The sequence below is a fragment of the Streptomyces sp. NPDC046727 genome (assembly GCF_040645635.1).
GTDB lineage: Bacteria > Actinomycetota > Actinomycetes > Streptomycetales > Streptomycetaceae > Streptomyces.
This window is the reverse complement of record NZ_JBEYYR010000015.1, coordinates 54,176-76,521: the sequence shown is the minus strand read 5'-3', so window position 1 is coordinate 76,521 and position 22,346 is coordinate 54,176. Positions and strand designations below refer to the sequence as shown.

Genomic DNA, 22,346 nt, shown 5'->3' with positions numbered 1-22,346 from the left:
CATTGCTCCGGGCCGCCGAGCCGAAGGGGTCCGGCACCGCTGCCTTCCGGTGCCGGACCCCTTCCTGGCGTCGGTCTCCTCCGGACCCTCAACCGGAGAAGCCGACGTGCGCGAGCCGCAGCGGGCCGCGCAGCCGGAGGCGGACGTCGTGGACGCCCTCGGCGACGAGCCCGGCGGCGAGGGTGGTGTAGGCGTACGGGCCGGCCGTGGGGGTGTCCAGGGTGAGCGCGGCCAGCACCGGGCCGCCGTCCAGGGCGAGTTCCACGGTGCCCTCGCCCGCGACCAGCGCGGTCACCTCGGTCGCGCCCGCACCGAAGTCGCAGGCCCGGAAGACCAGTTCGGCCGTCCCGTCGCCGGCCGGTGTCACCGCGTCGCCCGCCGCCCTGGTCCGGTCGACCAGCGCGGCGCCGGACTGCTCGTCGAAGTCGGCGCCGAAGAGGCCCTGCTCCAGTACCGCGCGGGGCATCGGGGGCTCACCGTCGACGTGCACGGTCGTGCGCAGGCGGATGTCCTCGCTCGAAGCGCCGAGCAGCAGCTCGTACGGACCCCGCTCCCGGCACATGCCGGCTCGCGTCACGTCCCAGAACTCCAGTGCCGTCAGCGGGACTTCGAAGGAGACGGGGGTCGGTTCGCCGGGGGTGAGGGTGAGCCGGCGGTGGGCCAGCAGTTCGCGGCGCGGGCGGGGTACCGACGGGTCGGCCGCCCGGGCGTAGAGCTGGACCACCTCGTCCGCCGGCCGGTCCCCGGTGTTGGTGACCGTGCAGCTCACGTACAGGGCGCCGGCCGCCACACGGGCCGACGGGTCGGCGTACGCGAACGACGCGTACGACAGGCCGTGGCCGAAGGGGAAGAGCGGGGTGCCCTCGAAGTAGAGGTAGGTCTGGCGGCTGCCGATCACGTCGTAGTCGAAGAGGTCGGGCAGGTCGGCGTCGGAGGCGTACCAGGTCTGCGGGAGCCGGCCGGCCGGGGAGACGTCGCCGGCCAGCACCCGGGCCAGCGCCGTGCCCGCCGCCTGGCCGCCGTGCGCCGTCCACAGCGCGGCCGGCAGCCGGGTCGTGTCCACCGCGTACGGGTACGCCGACACCAGCACCAGCACGGTACGCGGATTGGCGTCCCGGGCCGCCCGCAGCAGCCGCCGCTGGTGCTCCGGCAGCAGCAGGGTCGTACGGTCCTCCGTCTCCCGGCCGTTGATGTGCGGGTCGTTGCCCGCCACCACCAGGACCACGTCCGCCCCGCCGGCCACCCGGGCGACGGCCTCCTCGCCGCGCTCGACCGTCACGACCTCGAAGACGTCGCCGTTGTCGGCAACCTTCACGCCGTCGGCGGCGACCCGCACATGACGACCCGTGCCCAGGTGCTTGAGGAGGTGACCGCCGCGGTGGGGTTCGAGGCGGAACGTCTCCTGGACGACCCAGCCGCCCGGCTGGTCGGCCGAGGCGCGGAGGAAGCCGTCCTCGGCGACCGAGAGGTAGCGGCCGTCGGGTGCGCGCAGGGTCAGCACCCCCTCGCCCCAGTCGGCCAGCGCGAACTCGGTGCCGGTCGCGTCGGCGGTGAGCGGGGGCAGATCGGTACGGCCGGACAGCAGCGCGGGGTCCAGGGCGCCCTCGGCGCCGCGCGCCCGGTCGGGGGCGTTCGCCGGCGGCACGGACAGGAACGCGCCGGCCGCCGTCCGCAGCCGGACCCGGTCCACCCCCTCCGCGAACTCCACGCGCTCCGCGCCGAACCGCTCGTACAGCCCCTCCAGGGGAGTGGAGCGGTGCAGGAGACTGCCGCTGTACCAGTCGAGTTTGCACTCGTCGGCGAGCAGCCCGACCACCGCGATCCGGGTGTCGGGCGCGAGGGGCAGCAGGTCGTCGTCGTTCTTCAGCAGGACGACCGCCTGCTCGGCGGCCTCCCGCGCGAGCGCCCGGTGCGCCGGGGTGTCGAACTCGCCGGTGCCCCTGTGCGGATCGTAGTGCGGGTCGAACTCGCCGAGCCGGAAGCGGACGGAGAGCTGGCGGCGGACGGCGGTGTCGATGTCCGCCTCCGTCAACAGGCCCCGCTCCACCGCCCCCTTGACCCGCGCGGTGATCAGCGAGGCGTCCGTGCCGTGGTCGGTGAAGCTGTCCACGCCGGCCAGCAGGGCCGCCGCCGTGGCCTCCTCGTGGGTGTCGAAGTAGTGCTCGGCGTCGACCAGGTTGGACGGCGCGCCCGCGTCCGAGCAGACCAGCAGCTCCTCGTCGGTCCAGGTGCGCAGCTGCTCGCGCAGGTACGGGGAGACGTGGTTGGGACGGCCGTTGACCAGGTTGTAGGCCGGCATCACGCCCGCCACCGCGCCCGCCCCGACCGTGTCCCGGAAGGCGCGCAGGTCGTACTCGTGCAGCACCCGCGGGCGCACGGAGGCCGACGAAGTGGCCCGGTCCGTCTCGTTGTTGTGCGCCAGCCAGTGCTTCAGCACGGGCGCGGTACGCCAGTACCGGGGATGGTCGCCGCGCAGACCGTGCGTGTACGCCGTGGCGATGGCCGACGTCAGCCGGGGGTCCTCCGAGTAGCCCTCCTCGTTGCGGCCCCACAGCGGGTGGCGCAGCAGGTTGACCGTGGGGGACCAGATGTTGAGGCCGACCCGGTCGTCGCGGGCGCGCATCGCCCGGGCCTCCTTGGAGACCGCCTCGCCGATCCGCCGCACCAGGTCCGGGTTCCAGGTCGCGCCGAGGCCGACCGCCTGCGGGAACACCGTCGCCGGGCCCATCCAGGCCACGCCGTGCAGGGCCTCCTGGCCGGTGCGCCAGGCGGCGACGCCGAGCCGGTCCACGGCGGGCGCGAACTGGTGCAGGAAGGCGATCTTCTCGTCCGGGGTGAGCCGCGCCAGCAGGTCGTCGATGCGCTTCGCGAACGGCAGGTGCGGATCGCGGAAAGGTGGCGTGGACGGCGGGTCAACGGTCACGAGCGGTCCCCTTGCGAATGAAGCGAGGCAGCACTTTCGAAGCGCTTCGATGCTTATTCGACCGTGGTCGGGTGTCAAGGTGCCGTACCGAATCGGCGCCGATATCTCCACAACACCGCAAGGGCGGACTGAGCCCTACCGTGCTGGTCCGGCGTCGGAGGAATCTTGGGAGCGACCCTTGTGCGCCCCCAGGCGTTCACTTAACCTCGCAGCAACATCGAAGCGCTTCGACTGACGCGCCTGCGCCATGAAGGCATGAAGGCATGAAGGGTTGACGCAATGACGCCGAACGCCGCCTCCTCCGCTCCCGCCCGGAGAAGCTCCCCGAGCCGGAGAAGCTTCCTCGCCTCCACCGCGGTCGCCGCCGCGGCGGCGACCGGCGGGATGCCGCTGCTCACCGCCTGCGGCGGCGGGCAGGAGGGCCGCAAGGAAGGCACCACCTCCGGCAAGGCGGCGCAGAAGATCCTCCCCGCGTACGTGGCATCGAGCGTCGTCGCCCCGGACATCCCCTCGAAGAACGGCTCGGCGGTCGGCTTCACCAAGGCCGTCGCGATGGACCGGCTGAAGACCTCCGTACCGAAGAAGCTCGGCAGCGGAGGCAAGCTCACGATCATGGCCCCGCTGTGGGGCACCCCGCCGGACAACGGCAACCCGTACTACAAGGCCATGGACGAGGCCATCGGCGTCGAGACCAGCTGGCAGAACCAGGACGGCAACACCTACGACGAGAAGCTCGGCGCGGTCCTCGCCTCCAGTGACATCCCGGACGTCGTGGTCGTCCCCGGCTGGAACCTGATGGGCAAGATCCCCAACGCCATCAACGCCAAGTTCGCCGACCTCGGCCCCTATCTGTCCGGCGACAAGGTCAAGGACTACCCCAATCTCGCCGCCGTCCCCACCGACGCCTGGCAGCGCTCCATCTTCGGCGGACAGCTGCGGGCGATCCCGCTGCCCGCCTCCTACGTCCCCAACATCGCGCCCTTCTACCGCAAGGACATCTTCGACAAGCGGGGCTGGAAACTCCCCAGGTCCACCGACGAGTTCCTCGCCTGGGCGAAGGAGGCCACCGACGCCAAGGGCGGCGTGTGGGCCTGCGCCGACATGAAGTGGACCGCCTTCAGCGCCTTCGGTGTCCTCAACGGCGGCGAGAAGGCGCTGTGGTGGAACCTCCAGGACGGCAAGCTGATCAACCGGGTCGAGACCCAGGAGTACCTGGAAGCCCTGGAGTGGGCCCGCAAACTGTTCGCCGCCGGCGTGGTCCACCCCGACGACAAGGCCGGCAAGACCACCAACCCGCCCGGCACCCGGTTCACCGCCGGCAAGCTCCTCGTCTACAACCAGGACCTGTCCGACTGGTTCGGCAAGACCTCCGAACAGCACACCCAGAACCCGGACTTCGAGATGGCCGCGATGGACATCTTCACCCACGACGGCGGCGACCCGCTCCTGTGGGCCACCCAACCGTCCAACCTCTTCACCTTCGTCAACCGGAAGGCGTCCGAGCAGAAGATCAAGGACTTCCTCGCCATCGCCAACTTCTGCGCCGCCCCCTTCGGCACCAAGGAGCGCCTGCTCGCCGAGTACGGCGTCGAGGGGACCGACTTCACCCTCGACAAGGGCGTCCCCACCAAGACCACCAAGGGCGTCAACGAAGTCCTCGGCGCCTTCGACTACACCGGCAAGCCCGCCGCGTACGTCGCCCACCCCGACTTCCCCGAGGTCACCCGGGGCATGATCGAGTGGCAGCAGCGCATGGGCGCCTTCACCAAGAAGTCCTCCTTCTACGGCCTCACGATCACCGAACCCAGCCGCTGGTCCAACCTCGCCGACGACTTCGAGCAGCTGGAGGACGACGTCGTACGCGGCCGGAAGAAGATCGGCGACATGCAGCAGGCGGTCTCCGACTGGAAGAAGCAGGGCGGCGACGACCTGCGCGACTGGTACCGCAAGCTGCTCGACTCCACCGGCTCGGCGACATGACCAGCACCGTGCCCCGCAGCCGGGCGGGGGAGCGGTCACCGGTGGCGCCGGGGGGCGCCGCCGGCCGCCGGGAGCGCGGTCGCAAGCTCAGCCTGAGGATCAGGTTCCGGCGGGACCGCACCCTGATCCTGATGACGCTGCCCGTGGTCCTGCTGCTCCTGGTCTTCAACTACATCCCGATCCTCGGCAACGTCGTCGCCTTCCAGGACTACGACCCCTACCTCAGCGACAACGGCTTCATCGCCGTCTTCCAGAGCCCCTGGGCCGGCTTCGAGCAGTTCCAACGGGTCTTCGAGGACGCGGAGTTCTGGCACGCCGTGCAGAACACGCTCGTCCTGTTCTTCCTCCAGCTGGTGCTGTTCTTCCCGATCCCGATCGCCCTCGCGCTGCTCATCAACAGCGTGATCCGGCCACGGGTCCGCGCGGTCGCCCAGGCGATCATGTACCTGCCGCACTTCTTCTCCTGGGTGCTGGTCGTCACCGTCTTCCAGCAGGTCTTCGGCGGCGCCGGCGTCCTCGCGCAGACCCTGCGCGAACACGGGCACTCCGGCTTCGACATCATGACCGACCCGTCCGCCTTCAAGTACCTGGTCACCGCGCAGATGGTCTGGAAGGACGCCGGCTGGGGCGTCATCGTCTTCCTCGCCGCGCTTGCCGCCGTCTCCCCGGACCTGTACGAGGCCGCCGCGATGGACGGCGCCGGGCGCCGGCGCCGCATGTGGCACATCACGCTGCCCGCGCTGCGGCCGGTGATCGCCCTGCTGCTCGTGCTGCGCGTCGGCGACGCCCTCACCGTCGGCTTCGAGCAGTTCCTGCTCCAGCGGCAGGCGGTCGGCCCGGACGCCTCCGAGGTGCTCGACACCTATGTGTGGTGGAACGGCATCCGCAACCAGGACTTCAGCTATGCGGCGGCGGCCGGCCTGATCAAGGGCGTCGTCGGACTGACCCTCGTCCTCGTGGCGAACAAGGTCGCCCATCTCATGGGCGAGCAGGGGGTGTACGAGAAATGAGCGCCGTGGCCGGCCGGCCGGTGCGGGAAGGCGTGCGGACGCGGAGCCGGTGGGCGGCGCCGCCCCGGCCCGTGTGGGAGGAGGAACCGGCGAAGACCGGGCTCGCCGCCAAGGGCCTCGTCCTCGGGATCGCGTGCTTCGCCGTCCTGTTCCCGCTGTGGATCGTGGTCGTCACCAGCCTGTCCCCGAAGAAGGTCATCGACGAGACCGGCGGGCTCGTGGTGATCCCCAAGGGCGTCACCTTCGTCGCCTACCAGGAGCTGCTCGGCGGCGGCCAGGTGCAGCGGGCCGCGCTGGTCAGTGTCGGCGTGACCCTCGTCGGCACGCTGTTCAGCATGACCGTGTCGGTCCTGTGCGCGTACGGACTCTCCCGCCGGGGCTCACTGGGCCACCGCTGGATCCTGATGGCCCTGCTCGCGACGATGTTCTTCGGCGCGGGCCTGATCCCGACGTACCTGCTGGTGCAGGCGCTCGGGCTCACCGACACCTACCTGGCACTGATCCTGCCGAGCGCGGTGAGCGTCTTCAACGTCCTCGTGCTGCGGGGATTCTTCATGGGCATCTCGCCCGAACTCATCGACAGCGCACGGATCGACGGGGCGGGGGACTGGCGGATCCTCCGGCAGATCGTGCTGCCGCTGTCCCGGGCCGTGCTGGCCGTGATCACCCTGTTCTACGCGGTCGGGTACTGGAGTGCCTGGTTCAACGCGTCGATCTATCTGACCGACCAGAAGATGATGCCGCTGCAGAACGTGATGATCCAGCTGGTCCAGAAACAGGAACGGCCGATGGGTCTGGCGGCCCAGATCAACACGGGCCAGCTGTCGCCGCTGGCCATCCAGATGGCGGTGATGGTACTGGCCCTGCTCCCGGTCGCCGTCCTGTCACCGTTCGTCCAGAAGCACTTCCGGAAGGGAATGCTGACGGGAGCGGTGAAGGGGTGACGGGGCTGTCTTCTGAAGGGGGCGGTTCGGTGTCGTGGGCGGCTGCGGGCGAGTGGATGGCTGGTCGCGCAGTTCCCCGCGCCCCCAGGGAGCTGCAGCGGGCGGCACCCCGCCAGCGCCGGTGAGCGTTCCCACCCCCGCCCAGCGCCGGCTCCGGACCACCCGACCAACCCACCTGAGGTAACCCCACATGCCCACCAGCGGAACCGTGCGCGCCGGAACGGCAGCCGCAGCGGCAACCGACACCTTCGGCTACGGCGGAGTCGCCGTGGACACCCTCTACCGGAGCACCGACGGCGGCCGCAGCCGGGTCTCCCTCAAGGACACCGCGGTCATCGACGTCTCCGAGACGCCGTACCCGAACCGGGGTGAGGGCAAAGCCACGTTCGGCTGGTGGATCCAGGTCGTCGCCGTCGACCCGGCCGTCTGCCACGCCTACGACACCGACAGCGGGGAGCCCGCATGAAGCCGGCGCTCGCCGACGCCACCCGGGGCCGCATCCTCTTCGGCGGTGACTACAACCCCGAGCAGTGGCCGGAGGAGACCTGGCAGGACGACGTCCGGCTGATGAAGGAGGCCCGGGTCAACTCCGTCACGGTCGGCGTCTTCTCCTGGTCCCGGCTCGAACCCGAGCCCGGCGCCCGGGAGTTCGGCTGGCTGGACCGGCTGATGGACCTGCTGCACGGCAACGGCGTCGGGGTCGTCCTCGCCACCCCGACCTCCTCCCCGCCGCCCTGGCTGGGCCGGCTGCACCCGGACACCCTGCCCCGGGACGAGGACGGACGGATCGAGTGGTGGGGCGGGCGCCAGCACTTCTCGCACTCCAGCGCCACCTACCGCCGGTACGCCGCCGCCCTCACCGAGGACCTGGCCGCCCGCTACGCCGGCCACCCGGCCCTCACCATGTGGCACATCAACAACGAGTACTGCACCTTCGACCACGGCGACGAGGCGGCAGCCGCCTTCCGCCGCTGGCTGCGCGAGAAGTACGGCACCCTGGACGCCCTCAACGCCGCCTGGGGCACCGCCTTCTGGAGCCAGGGCTACGACACCTGGGACGGCATCCTGCCCCCGCGCCACGCCCACTACCTGAAGAACCCCGGCCAGGTGCTGGACTTCCGGCGGTTCACCTCCGACATGCTCCTGGAGTGCTACACCGCCGAGCGGGACATCGTCCGCCGGTACACCCCGCACATCCCGGTCACCACCAACTTCATGCCGCTGTGGTTCGGGCAGGACGCCTGGCGCTGGGCCGAGGAGGAGGACGTCGTCTCCGTCGACCTCTACCCCGACCCGCGCGACCCGCTGGGCGCCCAGCGCGGGGCCCTGGTGCACGACCTCACCCGCTCGCAGGCGCGCGGGCCCTGGATGCTCATGGAGCAGGCGGCCGGACCCGTCAACTGGCGCGGGGTGAACCACCCCAAGCCGCGCGGCCTCAACCGGCTCTGGTCCTTCCAGGCCGTCGCCCGGGGCGCCGACGCCGTCTGCTACTTCCAGTGGCGCCAGTCCCGGCAGGGCGCCGAGAAGTTCCACTCCGGGATGGTCAGCCACGCGGGGGAGCAGGGCCGTACGTATCAGGAGGTCAGACAGCTCGGCAACGAACTCGCCCGGATCGGGGGACAAGTGGCCGGGCGGCACAGCGGCGCCGAGATCGCGATCCTGCACGACTGGCACTCCTGGTGGGCCGGTGCTCACGAGGGCCGGCTGTCCACCGAGGCCGACCTGACCGACGTCCTGCACGCCTGGCACCGGGCCCTGTGGGAGGCCCACCTGACCGCCGACTTCGCCCACCCGGAGCACGACCTGTCCGGCTACCGGCTCGTCGTCGCCCCGCAGCTGTACCTGCTCACCGACACCGCCGTCGAGAACCTCCTCGGGTACGTCCGCGGCGGCGGCACCCTGGTCTGCGGCTTCCTCACCGGCGTCGCCGACGAGGACGACCGGGTCCGGCCCGGCGGCATGGACGCCCGGCTGCGCGACCTGTTCGGCATCCGCACCCTGCACGAGTGGTGGCCGCTGGAAGCGGGGGAGACCGTGGCCTGCGAGGGGTTCCGCGGGACGCTGTGGTCGGAGGAGATCGAGCCCGTGCCCGGGGCCGCCAAGGCCGTGCCGTACCGGGGCGGTGAGCTGGACGGGCTGCCCGCCGTGCTGCGCCGGGGCCGCGCCTGGTACGTCTCCACGCTGCCGGAGCCGGCGGCGCTGCGCTCCCTGCTGGCCGGCATCGCCGACGGGGCGGGCGTGCGGCCGGTCCTGGACGGCCTCCCGGCGGGCGTGGAGGCGGTGCGCCGGGGCGAGCTGCTGTTCCTGCTGAACCACGGGCGGGAGCCGGTCACCGTCCGGGTCCCGGGCACCCATCGCGAGCTGCTCGGCGACACGGCCGTCACGGACTCGGTCACCCTCGGCCGGTACGGCGTGGCGGTGCTGCGGTCATGAGCCGGGCACCGGTCCACGGCACCTGGGAGCCGGCCCCGGCCGCGCGCTGGGAGGACGCCTTCCTGACGGGGAACGGCCACCACGGCGCCCTTGTGTTCGGTGATCCGAACGATGAGCGGGTCGTCGTCACCCATCACACGCTGGTCCGACCGGGCGGCGGCGAGTACGCCCGCCCGCCCCGGCTCGCCGCCGGGCTCCCCGCGCTCCAGGACCGGTTGCTCGCCGGTGACCTCACCGCCGCCGAGGGCTTCACGGACGGCCGCCCGCTGCAGTGGGTGCAGCCCTTCCACCCCGCCTTCGAGATCCGGGTGCGCGCAGGGGGCCGCGGGCGGGACACGCGCCGCGCCGTCGACTTCACCAGCGGCGAGGCCACCGCGGTCCGCGCCGACGCCGCCGGCCGGGTCTTCGTCTCCCGCGCCGACGACGTGATCGTGCACGAGGTCACCGCGGGCGACCTGGACATCCGCCAGGACCACCGGCTGCCCGGCGCCCCGGCCGGACTGCGGGTCGGCCACGGCGCGCTGCTCACCCCCGAGGGCGCCCTGCTGAGCCTGCGCGTCCGCTACCCCGACAGCGACCGCGCCTACACCGGCGTGACCTTCGTCGCCGTCTCGGGCGGCCGGACGGAACTCGTCCCGCCGGGCGTCCGCGTCACCGGCGCCCGCTCGGTGCTGCTGCTCACCCGGGTGCGCCGGCACACCGGCGAGGCGGACGTCGTCACCGAGACCCGGCTCCTCCAGGGCCTGCTCGACGGCACCGAGCGGCCGTACGACAGCCTCCTCGCCCGCCATGTGGACCTGCACCGCACCGCCTACCTCCGGGTCACCCTCGATCTCGGCGCCGACCCGGCCGAGCGCGCCCTGCCCGGCTCCGAGCTGCTGAAGCGCCCGCACAGCCCGGCCCTGCTGGAGCGGCTCTTCGCCGCCGGCCGCTACCACCTGCTCTCCAGCAGCGGCCTGCTGCCGCCCCGGCTCACCGGACTGTGGACCGGTGACTGGAACACCGCCTGGTCCGGGGCGTTCACCACGAACGCCAACCTCAACCTCCAGACCGCCGGCGCGCCCGCCGCCGCCCTGCCCGAGGTCACCGAGGCGCTGGCCGCCTTCGTCGCCCGGCAGCTGCCGGACTGGCGGACCAACGCCCGCGCGATCTTCGGCGCCCGCGGTGCGGTCGCGCCCGCGCACACCGACGGCGAGTCCGGGCTGTCGTACCACTTCAGCCGCGAGTACCCGCTGCACCTGTGGACCGCCGGCGCGGACTGGCTGCTCAAGCCGCTGGTCGACCACGACGAGATCCGCGGCGAGCGGGATCCGCGCACCGCCGCCGCCCTCGCCGAGGCGGCCCTCTTCTACGAGGACTTCCTCACCCGCACCGACGCCGCCGGCCGGCCGGTCGTCGTGCCCTCCTACTCGCCCGAGAACCGCCCGCGGAACGGCAGCTGGGGCGCGATCAACGCGGCCATGGACCTCTCCGCCGCCCGGCACGCCCTGCGCACCGCCGCCCGCTACCACCCCGAACACGCCGACCGGTGGCGGGCGCTCGCCGACCGGCTGCCCCCGCACCGGATCAACGCCGACGGCGCCCTCGCCGAATGGGCCTGGCCCGGCCTCGACGACACCTACGACCACCGCCACCTCAGCCATCTGTACGGCGTCTGGCCGCTGGAGGAGATCGACCCGTACGACACCCCGCGCCTGGCCGCCGCCGCCCGCCGGGCGCTCGCCCTGCGCGGCACCGAGAACGACTCCGCCCACGGCCACCTCCACCACGCCCTGGTCGCCGCCCGGCTCGGAGACCGGGAACGGGCCGCCGACGCCCTGCGCCGGGTGCTGCGCGGGGACTTCTTCCATGCCTCCCTGATGAGCGCCCACTACCCGCGCCGGGACGTCTACAACGCGGACGCCGCGCACACCCTGCCCGGCGTGCTGACCGAGATGCTCGTCCAGTCCACCCCGGACCGCCTCGTGCTGCTGCCCGCCGTCCCGGACACCTGCCCGCGCGGCCGGCTGCGCGGCGTACGCACCCGGTTCGGCGCGGAGATCGACCTCACCTGGGACCCGCGCCGGGCCACGGTCGTCCTCAGGCCCGGCCGCACCCACCGCATCGCACTGCGGACTTCCTCCGGCACCGAGCCGCTCGACCTCGTCGCCGGAGAAGACCGCGTCCTCACCCTGGGGGCGCGGTGACCGGAGCACCTCCCCCCACCCATGGAAGGGACACCATGGCAACGAGCACCCTGAGCAGGGCCGCCAAGGCCCTCCTCGCCCCCGCCCTCGCCCTCGGTGCCACCGTCGGCCTCGCCTCGGCGCCCGCCTCCGCCGCCGTCTGGAACTCCTGCGACCAGTGGGGCAACACCACCCTGAACGGCTACACCCTCTACAACAACATCTGGGGCTCCGGCGCCGGCAGCCAGTGCGTCTGGGCCAACTCCGGCACCAACTGGGGGGTCTGGGCCAACCACCCGAACACCGGAGGCATCAAGTCCTACCCCGACGCCAAGAAGGTGATCAACAAGCCGATCACCTCCCTGACCTCGCTCACCAGCAGCTACAACGTCACCGTCCCGTCGTCCGGCGCCTACAACACGTCGTACGACATCTGGGACACCGCCCACGCCTACGAGGTCATGCTCTGGGTCAACAAGACCGGCGCCGTCGGCCCGCTCGGCACCTCGCAGGGCACGGTCACCCTCGGCGGCTCCACCTGGACCGTCTACAAGGGCAACAACGGCTCCAACGACGTCTTCTCCTTCATCCGCAGCTCCAACTCCAGCTCCGGCACGGTGAACATCCTGCCCATCCTGAAGTGGATCAAGGACACCAAGGGCTGGTTCGGCAACGTCACCATCGGGGACGTGCAGTTCGGCTACGAGATCACGTCCTCGTCCGGCGGCCTGGACTTCGTCACCAACAACCTGACCGTCAGCAGCGGTTGAGCCCGACCGGGCCGGCTCCCGCGCGGGGGCCGGCCCGTCCGTGTGCTACTCCGTCACCGGCAGCCGCGCCCCGTCCCGCAGGAACAGCGGGATGCGGTCCAGCGGCGCCTCCACCGTCACGGCCGCGCCGCCCTCGTACGACACGCCGGTCCACGCGTCCGTCCAGCGCGCGCCCGCCGGCAGATACGCCGTACGGGCCGTCGCCCCCGCCGTCAGCACCGGGGCGACCAGGAGGTCCCGGCCGAAGAGGTAGGCGTCGTCCACCGACCAGGCCGCCTGGTCGTCCGGGAACTCCAGGAACAGCGGGCGCAGCACCGGCAGACCCTCCTCGTGGGCCTCCCGCATCACCGTGAGGATGTACGGCTTCAGGCGCTCGCGCAGGCGCAGATACCGCTCCAGGATCGCGCCGGCCTCCTCGCCGTAGGACCACACCTCGTTCGGGCCGCCGGTCATGTCCGGGCCCAGCGGCATCCCCGGGTCGCGGAAGCCGTGCAGCCGCATCAGCGGGGACAGCGCGCCGAACTGGAACCAGCGGACCATCACCTCCCGGTAGGCCGGGTCGTCCGGGTCGCCGCCGTGGAAGCCGCCGATGTCGGTGTTCCACCACGGGATGCCGGACAGCGCCGTGTTGAGGCCGGCCGCGATCTGCCGGCGCAGGGTCGCGAAGTCGGTGCCGATGTCACCGGACCACAGCGCGGCGCCGTAGCGCTGGCTGCCCGCCCACGCCGAGCGGTTGAGGGTGATGACCTCCTCGCCCTCGGCCCGCAGGCCCTCGTGGAACGTGCGCGCGTTCTCGGCCGGGTAGAGGTTGCCGACCTCCAGGCCCGGACCCGCCCAGTAGCGCAGGTTCTCCTGGAAGCCGGGCTTCAGCTCGGGTTCGCACGCGTCCAGCCAGAAGGCCGTGATGCCGTACGGCGTCAGGTAGTTGTCGCGGACCCGGGACCACACGAAGTCCCGGGCCTCCGGGTTCGTGGCGTCGTAGAACGCCACCTGGACGGTCGAGGCGACCTCCTTGTCCGGCCAGTCGGCGTGCGCCGGCGGGCCGTACTGGGTGCCGATGAACCAGCCGCGCTGCTCCATGAGCGCGTGGTTCTCGGAGAGCGGGGAGACCGACGGCCACACCGAGACGACGAGCTTGACGCCCAGCTCCTCCAGCTCGCGCACCATCGCCGCCGGGTCCGGCCACTCCTTCGGGTCGAACTTCCACTCGCCCAGGTGGGTCCAGTGGAAGAAGTCGCAGACGATCGCCGACAGGGGCAGGCCCCGCCGCTTGTACTCGCGGGCCACGGCGAGGAGTTCGTCCTGGGTGCGGTAGCGCAGCTTGCACTGCCAGAAGCCCGCCGCCCACTCCGGCAGCATCGGCGAACGACCGGTCACCGCCGTGTAGGCGCGCTGGCCGTCGGCCGGAGTGCCCGCCGTGATCCAGTAGTCGATCTGCCGGGCGGAGTCCGCGACCCACCGGGTGCCGTTGCCGGCCAGCTCCACCCGGCCGATCGCCGGGTTGTTCCACAGCAGGGTGTAGCCCCGGCTGGACACCAGCACCGGCACGCTCACCTCGGCGTTGCGCTGCACCAGGTCCAGGACCAGGCCCTTCTGGTCCAGCCGGCCGTGCTGGTGCTGGCCCAGGCCGTACAGCTTCTCGCCCTCGTAGGCGGCGAACCGCTGCTCCAGCCGGTGGTGACCGTTGCCCACCGCGGTGTAGAGGCGGGGGCCCGGCCACCAGAAGTGGGCGGGGTGCTCGGCGAGCAGCTCCGTACGGTCGTCGGTGCGCAGGAAGCGGACCAGGCCCTCGGCGGACACCTCGACGGTGAGCGCGCCGACGGTCAGCCGGCCCTCGCCGTCCCCGATCGAGACCGCGCCCTCCTGGGCGGGAGGAGGGTCGAGCAGCGCGCCCGGAAGCCCCTCCAGCACCGGGCCGCCGAGCCGGGCCCGTACCCGGACCGCGTCCGGACCCCACGGCTCGATCCGCACCGTCTCCTGACGGCCGCTCCACTCCAGCGCCCCGTCCCGTTCCCGGAACGTGCCGACGGTGGGGGAGGACTGGGCGAGACTGACCTTGGGCTGCGCGACGACGGACTGATTCACGGCGGCTCCCGAAGCGAGGAGTGCAGACAGGGAAGGCAGGCAGAGGTGTGCCCCGCAACGGGGCGTGACCGGCGGGGGGTCAGGACGCGGCCGGCGCCGGTCCCGAACTCGCCCGTACCGTCAGTTCGGGCGCGAGCAGCACGACCTCGTCGCCGCCCCGCCCGTCCAGCTTGGCCACCAGGTGCTCCACGGCGTACCGGCCCATCTCCTGGGCGGGGATGGCGACCGAGGTCAGCCGCACCGAGGCCTGGACGGCGACCTGGTCCGGGCAGATCGCGACCACCGACACGTCCTCGGGCACGGCCCGGCCCTGCTGGCGCAGCAGCGCGAGCAGCGGCTCCACCGCCGACTCGTTCTGCACCACGAAACCGGTCGTCCCCGGACGCTCGTCGAAGATCCGGGCCAGGGTGCGGGCCATCGTGTCGTACCCGCCCTCGCACGGCCGGTGCAGCACCCGCAGCCCCGACTCCCGGGCCGCGGAGCGCAGCCCGTCCAGGGTGCGCTCGGCGAAACCGGTGTGCCGCTCGTAGACCGCCGGAGCCTCGCCGATGACAGCGATGTCACGGTGACCGAGCCCCGCCAGATACTCCACGCACAGCGCGCCGGTCGCGCTCCAGTCCAGGTCCACGCAGGTCAGGCCGGTGGTGTGGGCGGGCAGACCGATCAGTACGGAGGGCTGGTCGGTCTCCCGCAGCAGCGGCAGCCGCTCGTCGTCCAGCTCGACGTCCATCAGGATCATCGCGTCGGCCAGCCCGCTGCCGGTGACCCGGCGCACCGCGTCGGGGCCCTCCTCGCCGGTGAGCAGCAGGACGTCGTAGCCATGGGCGCGGGCCGTGGTGGCCACCGCGATGGCGATCTCCATCATCACCGGCACGTACATGTCGGTGCGCAGCGGGATCATCAGCGCGATGATGTTGGACCGCTTGCCGGCCAGGGCGCGGGCGCCCGCGTTCGGGTGATAGCCCAGCTCCCGGATGCTCTGCTCGACCCGCTGCCGGGTGGTGGCGGAGATGGACCGCTTGCCGCTGAGGACATAGCTCACCGTGCTCGCCGAGACTCCGGCGTGCTGGGCGACCTCGGCGAGGGTGACCATCCAGCTCTCCAAGCTTTGTGAAGCGCTTCGACACTGCGCATTGCCGACAAGGTGAGTGAGGGTGTGATTGACACTAGCTTCAGCGGGGCCGGGGTGTCCATAGGCTGTCGAAGCGCTTCGACAGTGAAGGGCGGCGATTTCGAGGTGACGGGCACCCATGAATAACACCGCCGGTGCCGCGCTCGACCTGGACGACTTCACCCGGGCACCCGTTCGGCGCAAGCTGCCGGGCAACGACGAGGAAGTGTCCGGGGTCGGGGCCGGCACCGAGGTGTTCCAGGGCTCGGGCCGCCTCGACGCCACGTCCTGCTCGGTCGGGATCGGCTGAGCGGACGCGCGAGGGGTGGTGAGGTCGGCCCGTTTCGGGTACCAACGATCCAGTAGCACTGGTCGGTAAGGAACGGTCCCAGTCGTCCCCCTCAGCGGTGAGGTGAGCCTCAATGTCCGCCACCACCACCCCCCGTACCACCGTCACCGAGCGCGAGGCGCGCCAGGTGGCGGAGGCCGCCCGGGAACAGGACTGGCGCAAGCCCAGCTTCGCCAAGGAACTGTTCCTCGGGCGCTTCCGGCTCGACCTCATCCATCCCCATCCGCTCCCCGACGAGGAATCCGTCCGGCGCGGCGAGGAGTTCCTGGCGAAGCTGCGCGCGTTCTGCGAGACGACGATCGACCCGGCTCGCATCGAGCGCGAGGCCCGCATCCCCGACGAGGTCGTGGCGGGCCTGAAGGAACTCGGCGCCCTCGGCATGAAGATCGACCCCAAGTACGGCGGCCTCGGCCTCACCCAGCTGTACTACAACAAGGCCCTCGCCCTGGTCGGCTCCGTCAGCCCCGCCGTGGGCGCGCTGCTCTCCGCCCACCAGTCGATCGGCGTACCGCAGCCGCTGAAGATGTTCGGCACCCAGGAGCAGAAGGACGCCTTCCTGCCCCGCTGCGCCCGCACCGACATCTCCGCGTTCCTGCTCACCGAGCCGGACGTGGGCTCCGACCCGGCCCGCCTCGCCACGACGGCCGTACCCGAGGGCGACGACTACGTCCTCGACGGGGTGAAGCTGTGGACCACCAACGGTGTGGTCGCCGACCTGCTCGTGGTCATGGCGCGGGTGCCGAAGTCCGAGGGCCACAAGGGCGGCATCACCGCGTTCGTGGTCGAGGCCGGCTCCGAGGGCATCACCGTCGAGCACCGCAACGCCTTCATGGGCCTGCGCGGCATCGAGAACGGCGTCACCCGCTTCCACCGGGTCCGGGTGCCCGCCGCCAACCGGATCGGCCCCGAGGGCGCGGGGCTGAAGATCGCGCTCACCACGCTCAACACCGGCCGGCTGTCGCTGCCCGCGATGTGCGCCGGCGCCGGCAAGTGGTGCCTGAAGATCGCCCGCGAGTGGGCGGCGGAGCGGGAGCAGTGGGGCAAGCCGGTCGCGCTGCACGAGGCCGTCGGCTCCAAGATCAGCTTCATCGCGGCCACCACGTTCGCGCTGGAGGCCGTGCTCGACCTGTCCTCGCAGATGGCCGACGAGGACCGCAACGACATCCGCATCGAGGCCGCCCTCGCCAAGCTCTACGGCTCCGAGATGGCCTGGCTCATGGCCGACGAACTGGTCCAGATCCGCGGCGGGCGCGGCTACGAGACGGCCGAGTCGCTGCGGGCGCGCGGCGAACGGGCGGTCCCGGCCGAGCAGATCCTGCGCGACCTGCGCATCAACCGCATCTTCGAGGGCTCGACGGAGATCATGCACCTGCTGATCGCGCGGGAGGCCGTGGACGCCCATCTGTCGGTCGCCGGTGACCTCATCGACCCCGACAAGCCGCTGTCCGCCAAGGCGAGGGCGGGCGCGAACGCGGGCGTCTTCTACGCCAAGTGGCTGCCGAAGCTGGTCGCGGGACCGGGCCAGCTGCCGATGGCGTACGGCGAGTTCAGGCACGGCATCGACCTCTCGGGGCACCTGCGCTACGTCGAGCGCACCGCCCGCAAGCTGGCCCGCTCCACCTTCTACGCCATGTCCCGCTGGCAGGGCCGGATGGAGACTAAGCAGGGCTTCCTCGGCCGGATCGTGGACATCGGCGCCGAGCTGTTCGCGATGAGCGCGGCCTGTGTCCGCGCCGAGCGGCTGTGGCGCGAGGGCGAGCACGGCCGCGAGGCCTACCAGCTCGCCGACGCCTTCTGCCGCCAGGCCCGCATCCGGGTGGACGAACTCTTCGCCCGGCTGTGGACCAACACCGACGACCTGGACCGCAAGGTGGTCAAGGGCGTCCTCGGCGGGGCCTACACCTGGCTGGAGGAGGGCGTCCTCGACCCCTCGGGCGAAGGACCGTGGATCGCGGACGCGACCCCCGGAGCATCGACCCACGAGAACGCCCGCCGTCCGTTCGGCGGCTAGCAGTACGTGTCGCTCGGGTCCCGCGTCGTCCAGGAGCAGGAGTCGACCTTGGTGCCGCTCGCCTTGGTCAGCGTGGCCGTGTCCTTGTCGTTGTTCCAGACGTAGGCGCGGCGGTCCTGGTACTTGTCCGACGCGGTGTCCGAGCCGCTGCCGGTGTGGATCTTCAGGTACTTCCCGGCGCCGATCTTGACGTTCGGGAAGACGTACTTGTGGTTCGAGGCGTCCTTGAGGACCCAGCCCTTGAGCGAGACGGCCGAGCTGCCGGAGTTCTTGATCTGTACCCACTCGGCGTTGAGGCTCTTGTTGGACCGGTTGTCCGAGCCCGGGCTGTCGAACCAGACGTGGTGGATGTGCACCCCGCCGGCCGCCTGGGCCGGGGTGCTGAGCAGGGTGCCGGTGAGCAGGGCCGCGCCGGCGAGGGCGGGCAGGGCAGCGCGTATGCGCACAGTACGCATGGAGAGATCCCCCCAAGGATGTCGTCCGCGAATCGTGTGGAACGAAGTGTTATCACATGATCTTCACGGCGCGTCCACACCTTCGCGGGACCCACTCGCCCGAGGGATGCGCTGTCCGGGCCGTCACCGGTTGCGGCCACAATGGGGGGATGACCGACAGTCCCGCCCGTCCGGCACCCCTCGCCGACCCGCACCTCGTCTACGACCCCGTCTCCGGGGACGGCCCCAAGGACGTGGTGATCCTCGGCTCCACCGGATCCATCGGCACCCAGGCCATCGACCTCGTGCTGCGCAACCCCGACCGCTTCCGGGTCACCGCCCTCTCCGCGAACGGCGGCCGGGTGGCCCTCCTCGCCGAGCAGGCCCGCCGGCTGCGGGTGCGGACCGTGGCGGTCGCCCGCGAGGACGTCGTACCCGCGCTGCGCGAGGCGCTCGCCGCCGAGTACGGCGGCGGGGAGCCGCTGCCCGAGATCCTCGCCGGTCCTGACGCGGCCACCCAGGCCGCCGCCTCCGACTGCCACACCGTGCTCAACGGCATCACCGGCTCCATCGGCCTCGCGCCGACCCTCGCCGCCCTGGAGGCGGGCCGCACCCTCGCGCTCGCCAACAAGGAGTCGCTGATCGTCGGCGGCCCGCTGGTCACCGCGCTGGCCAAGCCCGGCCAGATCATCCCCGTCGACTCCGAGCACGCCGCCCTCTTCCAGTCCCTCGCCGCCGGCACCCGCGCCGACGTCCGCAAGCTCGTCGTCACCGCCTCCGGCGGCCCCTTCCGCGGCCGGACCAGGGCCGAGCTGGCGCACGTCACCGTCGCCGACGCCCTCGCCCACCCCACCTGGGCCATGGGCCCGGTGATCACGGTCAACTCCGCCACCCTGGTCAACAAGGGACTGGAGGTCATCGAGGCCCACCTCCTCTACGACATTCCCTTCGACCGCATTGAGGTGGTCGTGCATCCCCAGTCGTATGTCCACTCGATGGTCGAGTTCACCGACGGATCCACGATCGCCCAGGCGACGCCCCCCGACATGCGCGGGCCCATCGCCATCGGTCTGGGCTGGCCCGAACGCGTCCCGGACGCGGCGCCCGCCTTCGACTGGAGCACGGCATCCACCTGGGAGTTCTTCCCGCTGGACACCGAGGCCTTCCCCTCGGTGAGCCTCGCCCGGCACGTGGGGCAGCTCGCGGGGACGGCTCCGGCGGTGTTCAATGCGGCCAACGAGGAGTGCGTCGAAGCCTTCCTGGGCGGCGCGCTGCCCTTCAACGGGATCATGGAGACCGTCACCCGGGTCGTGGAGGAGCACGGCACCCCGGCCACGGGAACTTCACTCACGGTGTCGGACGTCCTCGAAGCGGAGACCTGGGCACGGGCCCGGGCCCGTGAACTCACAGCCACGACGGCGACCGCGGAGGCGCGTGCATGACGACCTTGATGTTCATCCTCGGCATAGTGGTCTTCGCGGTCGGCCTGCTCGTCTCGATCGCCTGGCACGAGCTGGGGCACCTGTCCACGGCCAAGCTCTTCGGCATCCGCGTCCCGCAGTACATGGTCGGCTTCGGCCCGACCATCTGGTCGCGGCACAAGGGCGAGACCGAGTACGGCATCAAGGCCATCCCGCTCGGCGGCTATATCCGCATGATCGGCATGTTCCCGCCCGACGACGAGGGCCGGGTCTCCGCCCGCTCCACCTCCCCGTGGCGCGGCATGATCGAGGACGCCCGCTCGGCGGCCTTCGAGGAACTCAAGCCGGGCGACGAGACGCGCATGTTCTACACGCGCAAGCCGTGGAAGCGGGTCATCGTCATGTTCGCGGGCCCCTTCATGAACCTGGTCCTCGCGATCGGCCTGTTCCTGACCGTGCTCATGGGCTTCGGCATCCAGCAGGAGACGACCACCGTCCAGTCCGTCTCGCCCTGCGTCATCGCGCAGAGCCAGCACCGCGACAGCTGCAAGAAGTCCGACCCGGCGTCCCCGGCCGCGGACGCCGGCGTGAAGGCGGGCGACAGGATCGTCTCCTTCGGCGGCGTGCCGACCGAGAACTGGAACACGCTCTCGGACCGGATCCGCGAGAGCGCCGGCAAGGACGTGGCGATCGTCGTCGACCGCAAGGGCCGGCAGCTGACCCTGCACGCGAAGATCGCCACCAACCTGGTCAACAAGAAGGACTCCAGCGGCGCCTACATCCAGAACGCGTACGTCAAGGCCGGCTTCCTCGGCTTCACCCCGGCCCGGGGCGTCGTCAAGCAGGACTTCGGCCAGTCCGTGACCTGGATGTCCGACCGGGTCGGCGACGCTGTCGACTCCCTCGTCGCCCTGCCCGGCAAGATCCCCGCCCTGTGGGACGCGGCCTTCGGCGACGGCCCGCGCGAGCCGGACTCCCCGATGGGCATCATCGGCGCGGCCCGGGTCACCGGCGAGATCGCCACGCTGGACATCCCGGCCTCGCAGCAGCTGGCCATGGCCCTGTTCGTGGTCGCCGGCTTCAACCTCTCCCTGTTCCTGTTCAACATGCTCCCGCTGCTCCCGCTCGACGGCGGACACATCGCGGGCGCCCTGTGGGAGTCACTGCGGCGCAACGTGGCCCGCGTCCTGCGCCGCCCCGACCCCGGCCCGTTCGACGTCGCCAAGCTGATGCCGGTGGCGTACGTGGTGGCGGGGATCTTCGTGTGCTTCACCGTGCTGGTGCTGATCGCGGACGTGGTCAACCCGGTGAAAATCTCGTAGCCATCCGATGTTCGGGGCGGTCCGGTGTCATGGGGCTCCCCCGCGCGAGCGCAGCCGAGCGTGGGGGAGTGCCGGGCCGCCTTCCATCGAGTGGGTTTGACGGGCGGGATGTGCTGGCGCTCCGGCCGGTGCCGTAATCTCGGACCCTGGAGCCCGCCGTTCACGGGGCCGGATCTTGATCCACGACTTGGGGTTGCACAGCAGATGACTGCGATTTCTCTCGGCATGCCGTCCGTTCCGACCAAGCTCGCCGAGCGCCGGAAGAGCCGGCAGATCCAGGTCGGAAGCGTGGCGGTCGGCGGAGACGCACCGGTCTCGGTCCAGTCGATGACCACGACCCGTACGTCGGACATCGGCGCCACCCTCCAGCAGATCGCCGAGCTGACCGCGTCCGGCTGCCAGATCGTCCGCGTGGCCTGCCCCACCCAGGACGACGCCGACGCCCTGGCGACCATCGCCCGCAAGTCGCAGATCCCGGTCATCGCGGACATCCACTTCCAGCCCAAGTACGTCTTCGCCGCCATCGAGGCCGGCTGCGCCGCCGTCCGCGTCAACCCCGGCAACATCAAGCAGTTCGACGACAAGGTCAAGGAGATCGCGCGGGCCGCCAAGGACCACGGCACCCCGATCCGCATCGGCGTCAACGCCGGCTCCCTGGACCGCCGCCTGCTCCAGAAGTACGGCAAGGCCACCCCCGAGGCCCTCGTCGAGTCCGCCCTCTGGGAGGCGTCCCTCTTCGAGGAGCACGACTTCCGCGACATCAAGATCTCCGTCAAGCACAATGACCCGGTCGTCATGATCGAGGCCTACCGCCAGCTCGCCGAGCAGTGCGACTACCCGCTGCACCTGGGTGTGACGGAGGCGGGCCCGGCGTTCCAGGGCACGATCAAGTCGGCGGTCGCGTTCGGCGCCCTCCTCTCCCAGGGCATCGGCGACACCATCCGCGTCTCCCTGTCGGCCCCGCCGGCGGAGGAGGTCAAGGTCGGCATCCAGATCCTCGAATCCCTGAACCTGCGCCAGCGCGGCCTGGAGATCGTCTCCTGCCCCTCCTGCGGCCGGGCCCAGGTCGACGTCTACAAGCTCGCCGAAGAGGTCACCGCCGGCCTGACCGGCATGGAGGTCCCGCTGCGCGTCGCCGTCATGGGCTGCGTCGTCAACGGCCCCGGCGAGGCCCGCGAGGCCGACCTCGGCGTCGCCTCCGGCAACGGCAAGGGCCAGATCTTCGTCAAGGGCGAGGTCATCAAGACCGTCCCCGAGTCCAAGATCGTGGAGACCCTCATCGAGGAGGCCATGAAGCTGGCCGAGCAGATGGAGGCCGAGGGCACGGCCTCCGGCGAGCCGTCGGTGTCGGTGGCGGGCTGACGCCCCTGCCTGTTCCACGAGTCCCG

The 22,346-nt window shown here is 71.5% G+C and carries 16 protein-coding genes; 12 read left to right on the top strand and 4 right to left on the bottom strand.

Annotation, left to right across the window (positions count from 1 at the left end; translation table 11 throughout):
* Positions 1 to 88 precede the first annotated feature (88 nt).
* Complete coding sequence (locus ABZ937_RS20215; protein ID WP_361693644.1) at positions 89 to 2,923, bottom strand: glycoside hydrolase family 3 C-terminal domain-containing protein; 2,835 nt, start codon at positions 2,921 to 2,923, stop codon at positions 89 to 91.
* A gap of 279 nt (positions 2,924 to 3,202) precedes the next feature.
* Between ABZ937_RS20215 and ABZ937_RS20210 the strand changes: the two genes are divergently transcribed.
* The 7 genes from ABZ937_RS20210 to ABZ937_RS20180 all read left to right on the top strand — a co-directional run bounded on the left by ABZ937_RS20210 (position 3,203) and on the right by ABZ937_RS20180 (position 12,225).
* Positions 3,203 to 4,903 (top strand): extracellular solute-binding protein, encoded by a 1,701-nt coding sequence (locus tag ABZ937_RS20210; RefSeq protein ID WP_361693642.1) that lies wholly within the window; start codon positions 3,203 to 3,205, stop codon positions 4,901 to 4,903.
* On the top strand, positions 4,900 to 5,913 hold the full coding sequence (locus ABZ937_RS20205; protein WP_361693640.1) for an ABC transporter permease subunit: 1,014 nt from the start codon (positions 4,900 to 4,902) through the stop codon (positions 5,911 to 5,913). The genes ABZ937_RS20210 and ABZ937_RS20205 overlap by 4 nt, the downstream gene beginning before the upstream one ends.
* A complete protein-coding gene (locus ABZ937_RS20200; protein ID WP_361693638.1) occupies positions 5,910 to 6,857 on the top strand; it encodes a carbohydrate ABC transporter permease in 948 nt (315 codons plus the stop codon). Before ABZ937_RS20205 ends, ABZ937_RS20200 begins: the two co-directional genes overlap by 4 nt.
* Positions 6,858 to 7,047: 190 nt before the next feature.
* Positions 7,048 to 7,323, top strand: a complete 276-nt coding sequence (locus ABZ937_RS20195) for a hypothetical protein (protein ID WP_361693854.1) — start codon at positions 7,048 to 7,050, stop codon at positions 7,321 to 7,323.
* The gene (locus ABZ937_RS20190) at positions 7,320 to 9,290 is read left to right on the top strand and encodes a beta-galactosidase (RefSeq protein ID WP_361693636.1); all 1,971 of its coding nucleotides are present in this window, start codon (positions 7,320 to 7,322) and stop codon (positions 9,288 to 9,290) included. The genes ABZ937_RS20195 and ABZ937_RS20190 overlap by 4 nt, the downstream gene beginning before the upstream one ends.
* Entirely contained in the window at positions 9,287 to 11,476 is a 2,190-nt protein-coding gene (locus ABZ937_RS20185; RefSeq protein ID WP_361693634.1) for a glycoside hydrolase N-terminal domain-containing protein, read from the top strand. The genes ABZ937_RS20190 and ABZ937_RS20185 overlap by 4 nt, the downstream gene beginning before the upstream one ends.
* Positions 11,477 to 11,511: 35 nt before the next feature.
* Positions 11,512 to 12,225 (top strand): hypothetical protein, encoded by a 714-nt coding sequence (locus ABZ937_RS20180; protein ID WP_361693632.1) that lies wholly within the window; start codon positions 11,512 to 11,514, stop codon positions 12,223 to 12,225.
* Positions 12,226 to 12,270: 45 nt separating this feature from the next.
* Here ABZ937_RS20180 and ABZ937_RS20175 read toward each other — a convergent pair whose 3' ends face one another.
* Together ABZ937_RS20175 and ABZ937_RS20170 are read right to left on the bottom strand one after the other, a co-directional pair.
* Complete coding sequence (locus ABZ937_RS20175; protein WP_361693630.1) at positions 12,271 to 14,310, bottom strand: glycoside hydrolase family 31 protein; 2,040 nt, start codon at positions 14,308 to 14,310, stop codon at positions 12,271 to 12,273.
* Between the two features lie 79 nt (positions 14,311 to 14,389).
* Positions 14,390 to 15,403 (bottom strand): LacI family DNA-binding transcriptional regulator, encoded by a 1,014-nt coding sequence (locus ABZ937_RS20170; RefSeq protein WP_361693628.1) that lies wholly within the window; start codon positions 15,401 to 15,403, stop codon positions 14,390 to 14,392.
* Between the two features lie 157 nt (positions 15,404 to 15,560).
* Here ABZ937_RS20170 and ABZ937_RS20165 point away from each other — a divergent pair, with 157 nt between their 5' ends.
* Both ABZ937_RS20165 and ABZ937_RS20160 read left to right on the top strand, forming a co-directional pair.
* Positions 15,561 to 15,731, top strand: coding sequence for a hypothetical protein (locus tag ABZ937_RS20165; RefSeq protein ID WP_361693626.1), 171 nt, complete (start codon positions 15,561 to 15,563; stop codon positions 15,729 to 15,731).
* A 112-nt stretch (positions 15,732 to 15,843) separates the two neighbouring features.
* Entirely contained in the window at positions 15,844 to 17,781 is a 1,938-nt protein-coding gene (locus tag ABZ937_RS20160; RefSeq protein WP_361693624.1) for an acyl-CoA dehydrogenase family protein, read from the top strand.
* On the opposite strand, the gene ABZ937_RS20155 is transcribed toward ABZ937_RS20160, so the two are convergent.
* Positions 17,778 to 18,236 (bottom strand): lamin tail domain-containing protein, encoded by a 459-nt coding sequence (locus ABZ937_RS20155; protein ID WP_361693622.1) that lies wholly within the window; start codon positions 18,234 to 18,236, stop codon positions 17,778 to 17,780. The two genes, ABZ937_RS20160 and ABZ937_RS20155, sit on opposite strands and share 4 nt — an antisense overlap.
* Positions 18,237 to 18,385: 149 nt before the next feature.
* Between ABZ937_RS20155 and dxr the strand changes: the two genes are divergently transcribed.
* The 3 genes from dxr to ispG all read left to right on the top strand — a co-directional run bounded on the left by dxr (position 18,386) and on the right by ispG (position 22,320).
* Positions 18,386 to 19,657: a 1-deoxy-D-xylulose-5-phosphate reductoisomerase gene (gene dxr, locus ABZ937_RS20150; protein WP_361693620.1), complete on the top strand. Its 1,272-nt coding sequence runs from the start codon at positions 18,386 to 18,388 to the stop codon at positions 19,655 to 19,657.
* A complete protein-coding gene (locus ABZ937_RS20145; RefSeq protein ID WP_361693618.1) occupies positions 19,654 to 20,958 on the top strand; it encodes a site-2 protease family protein in 1,305 nt (434 codons plus the stop codon). Before dxr ends, ABZ937_RS20145 begins: the two co-directional genes overlap by 4 nt.
* A 204-nt stretch (positions 20,959 to 21,162) precedes the next feature.
* Positions 21,163 to 22,320, top strand: a complete 1,158-nt coding sequence (gene ispG, locus ABZ937_RS20140; RefSeq protein WP_361693616.1) for a flavodoxin-dependent (E)-4-hydroxy-3-methylbut-2-enyl-diphosphate synthase — start codon at positions 21,163 to 21,165, stop codon at positions 22,318 to 22,320.
* The last annotated feature ends 26 nt before the right edge of the window (positions 22,321 to 22,346 follow it).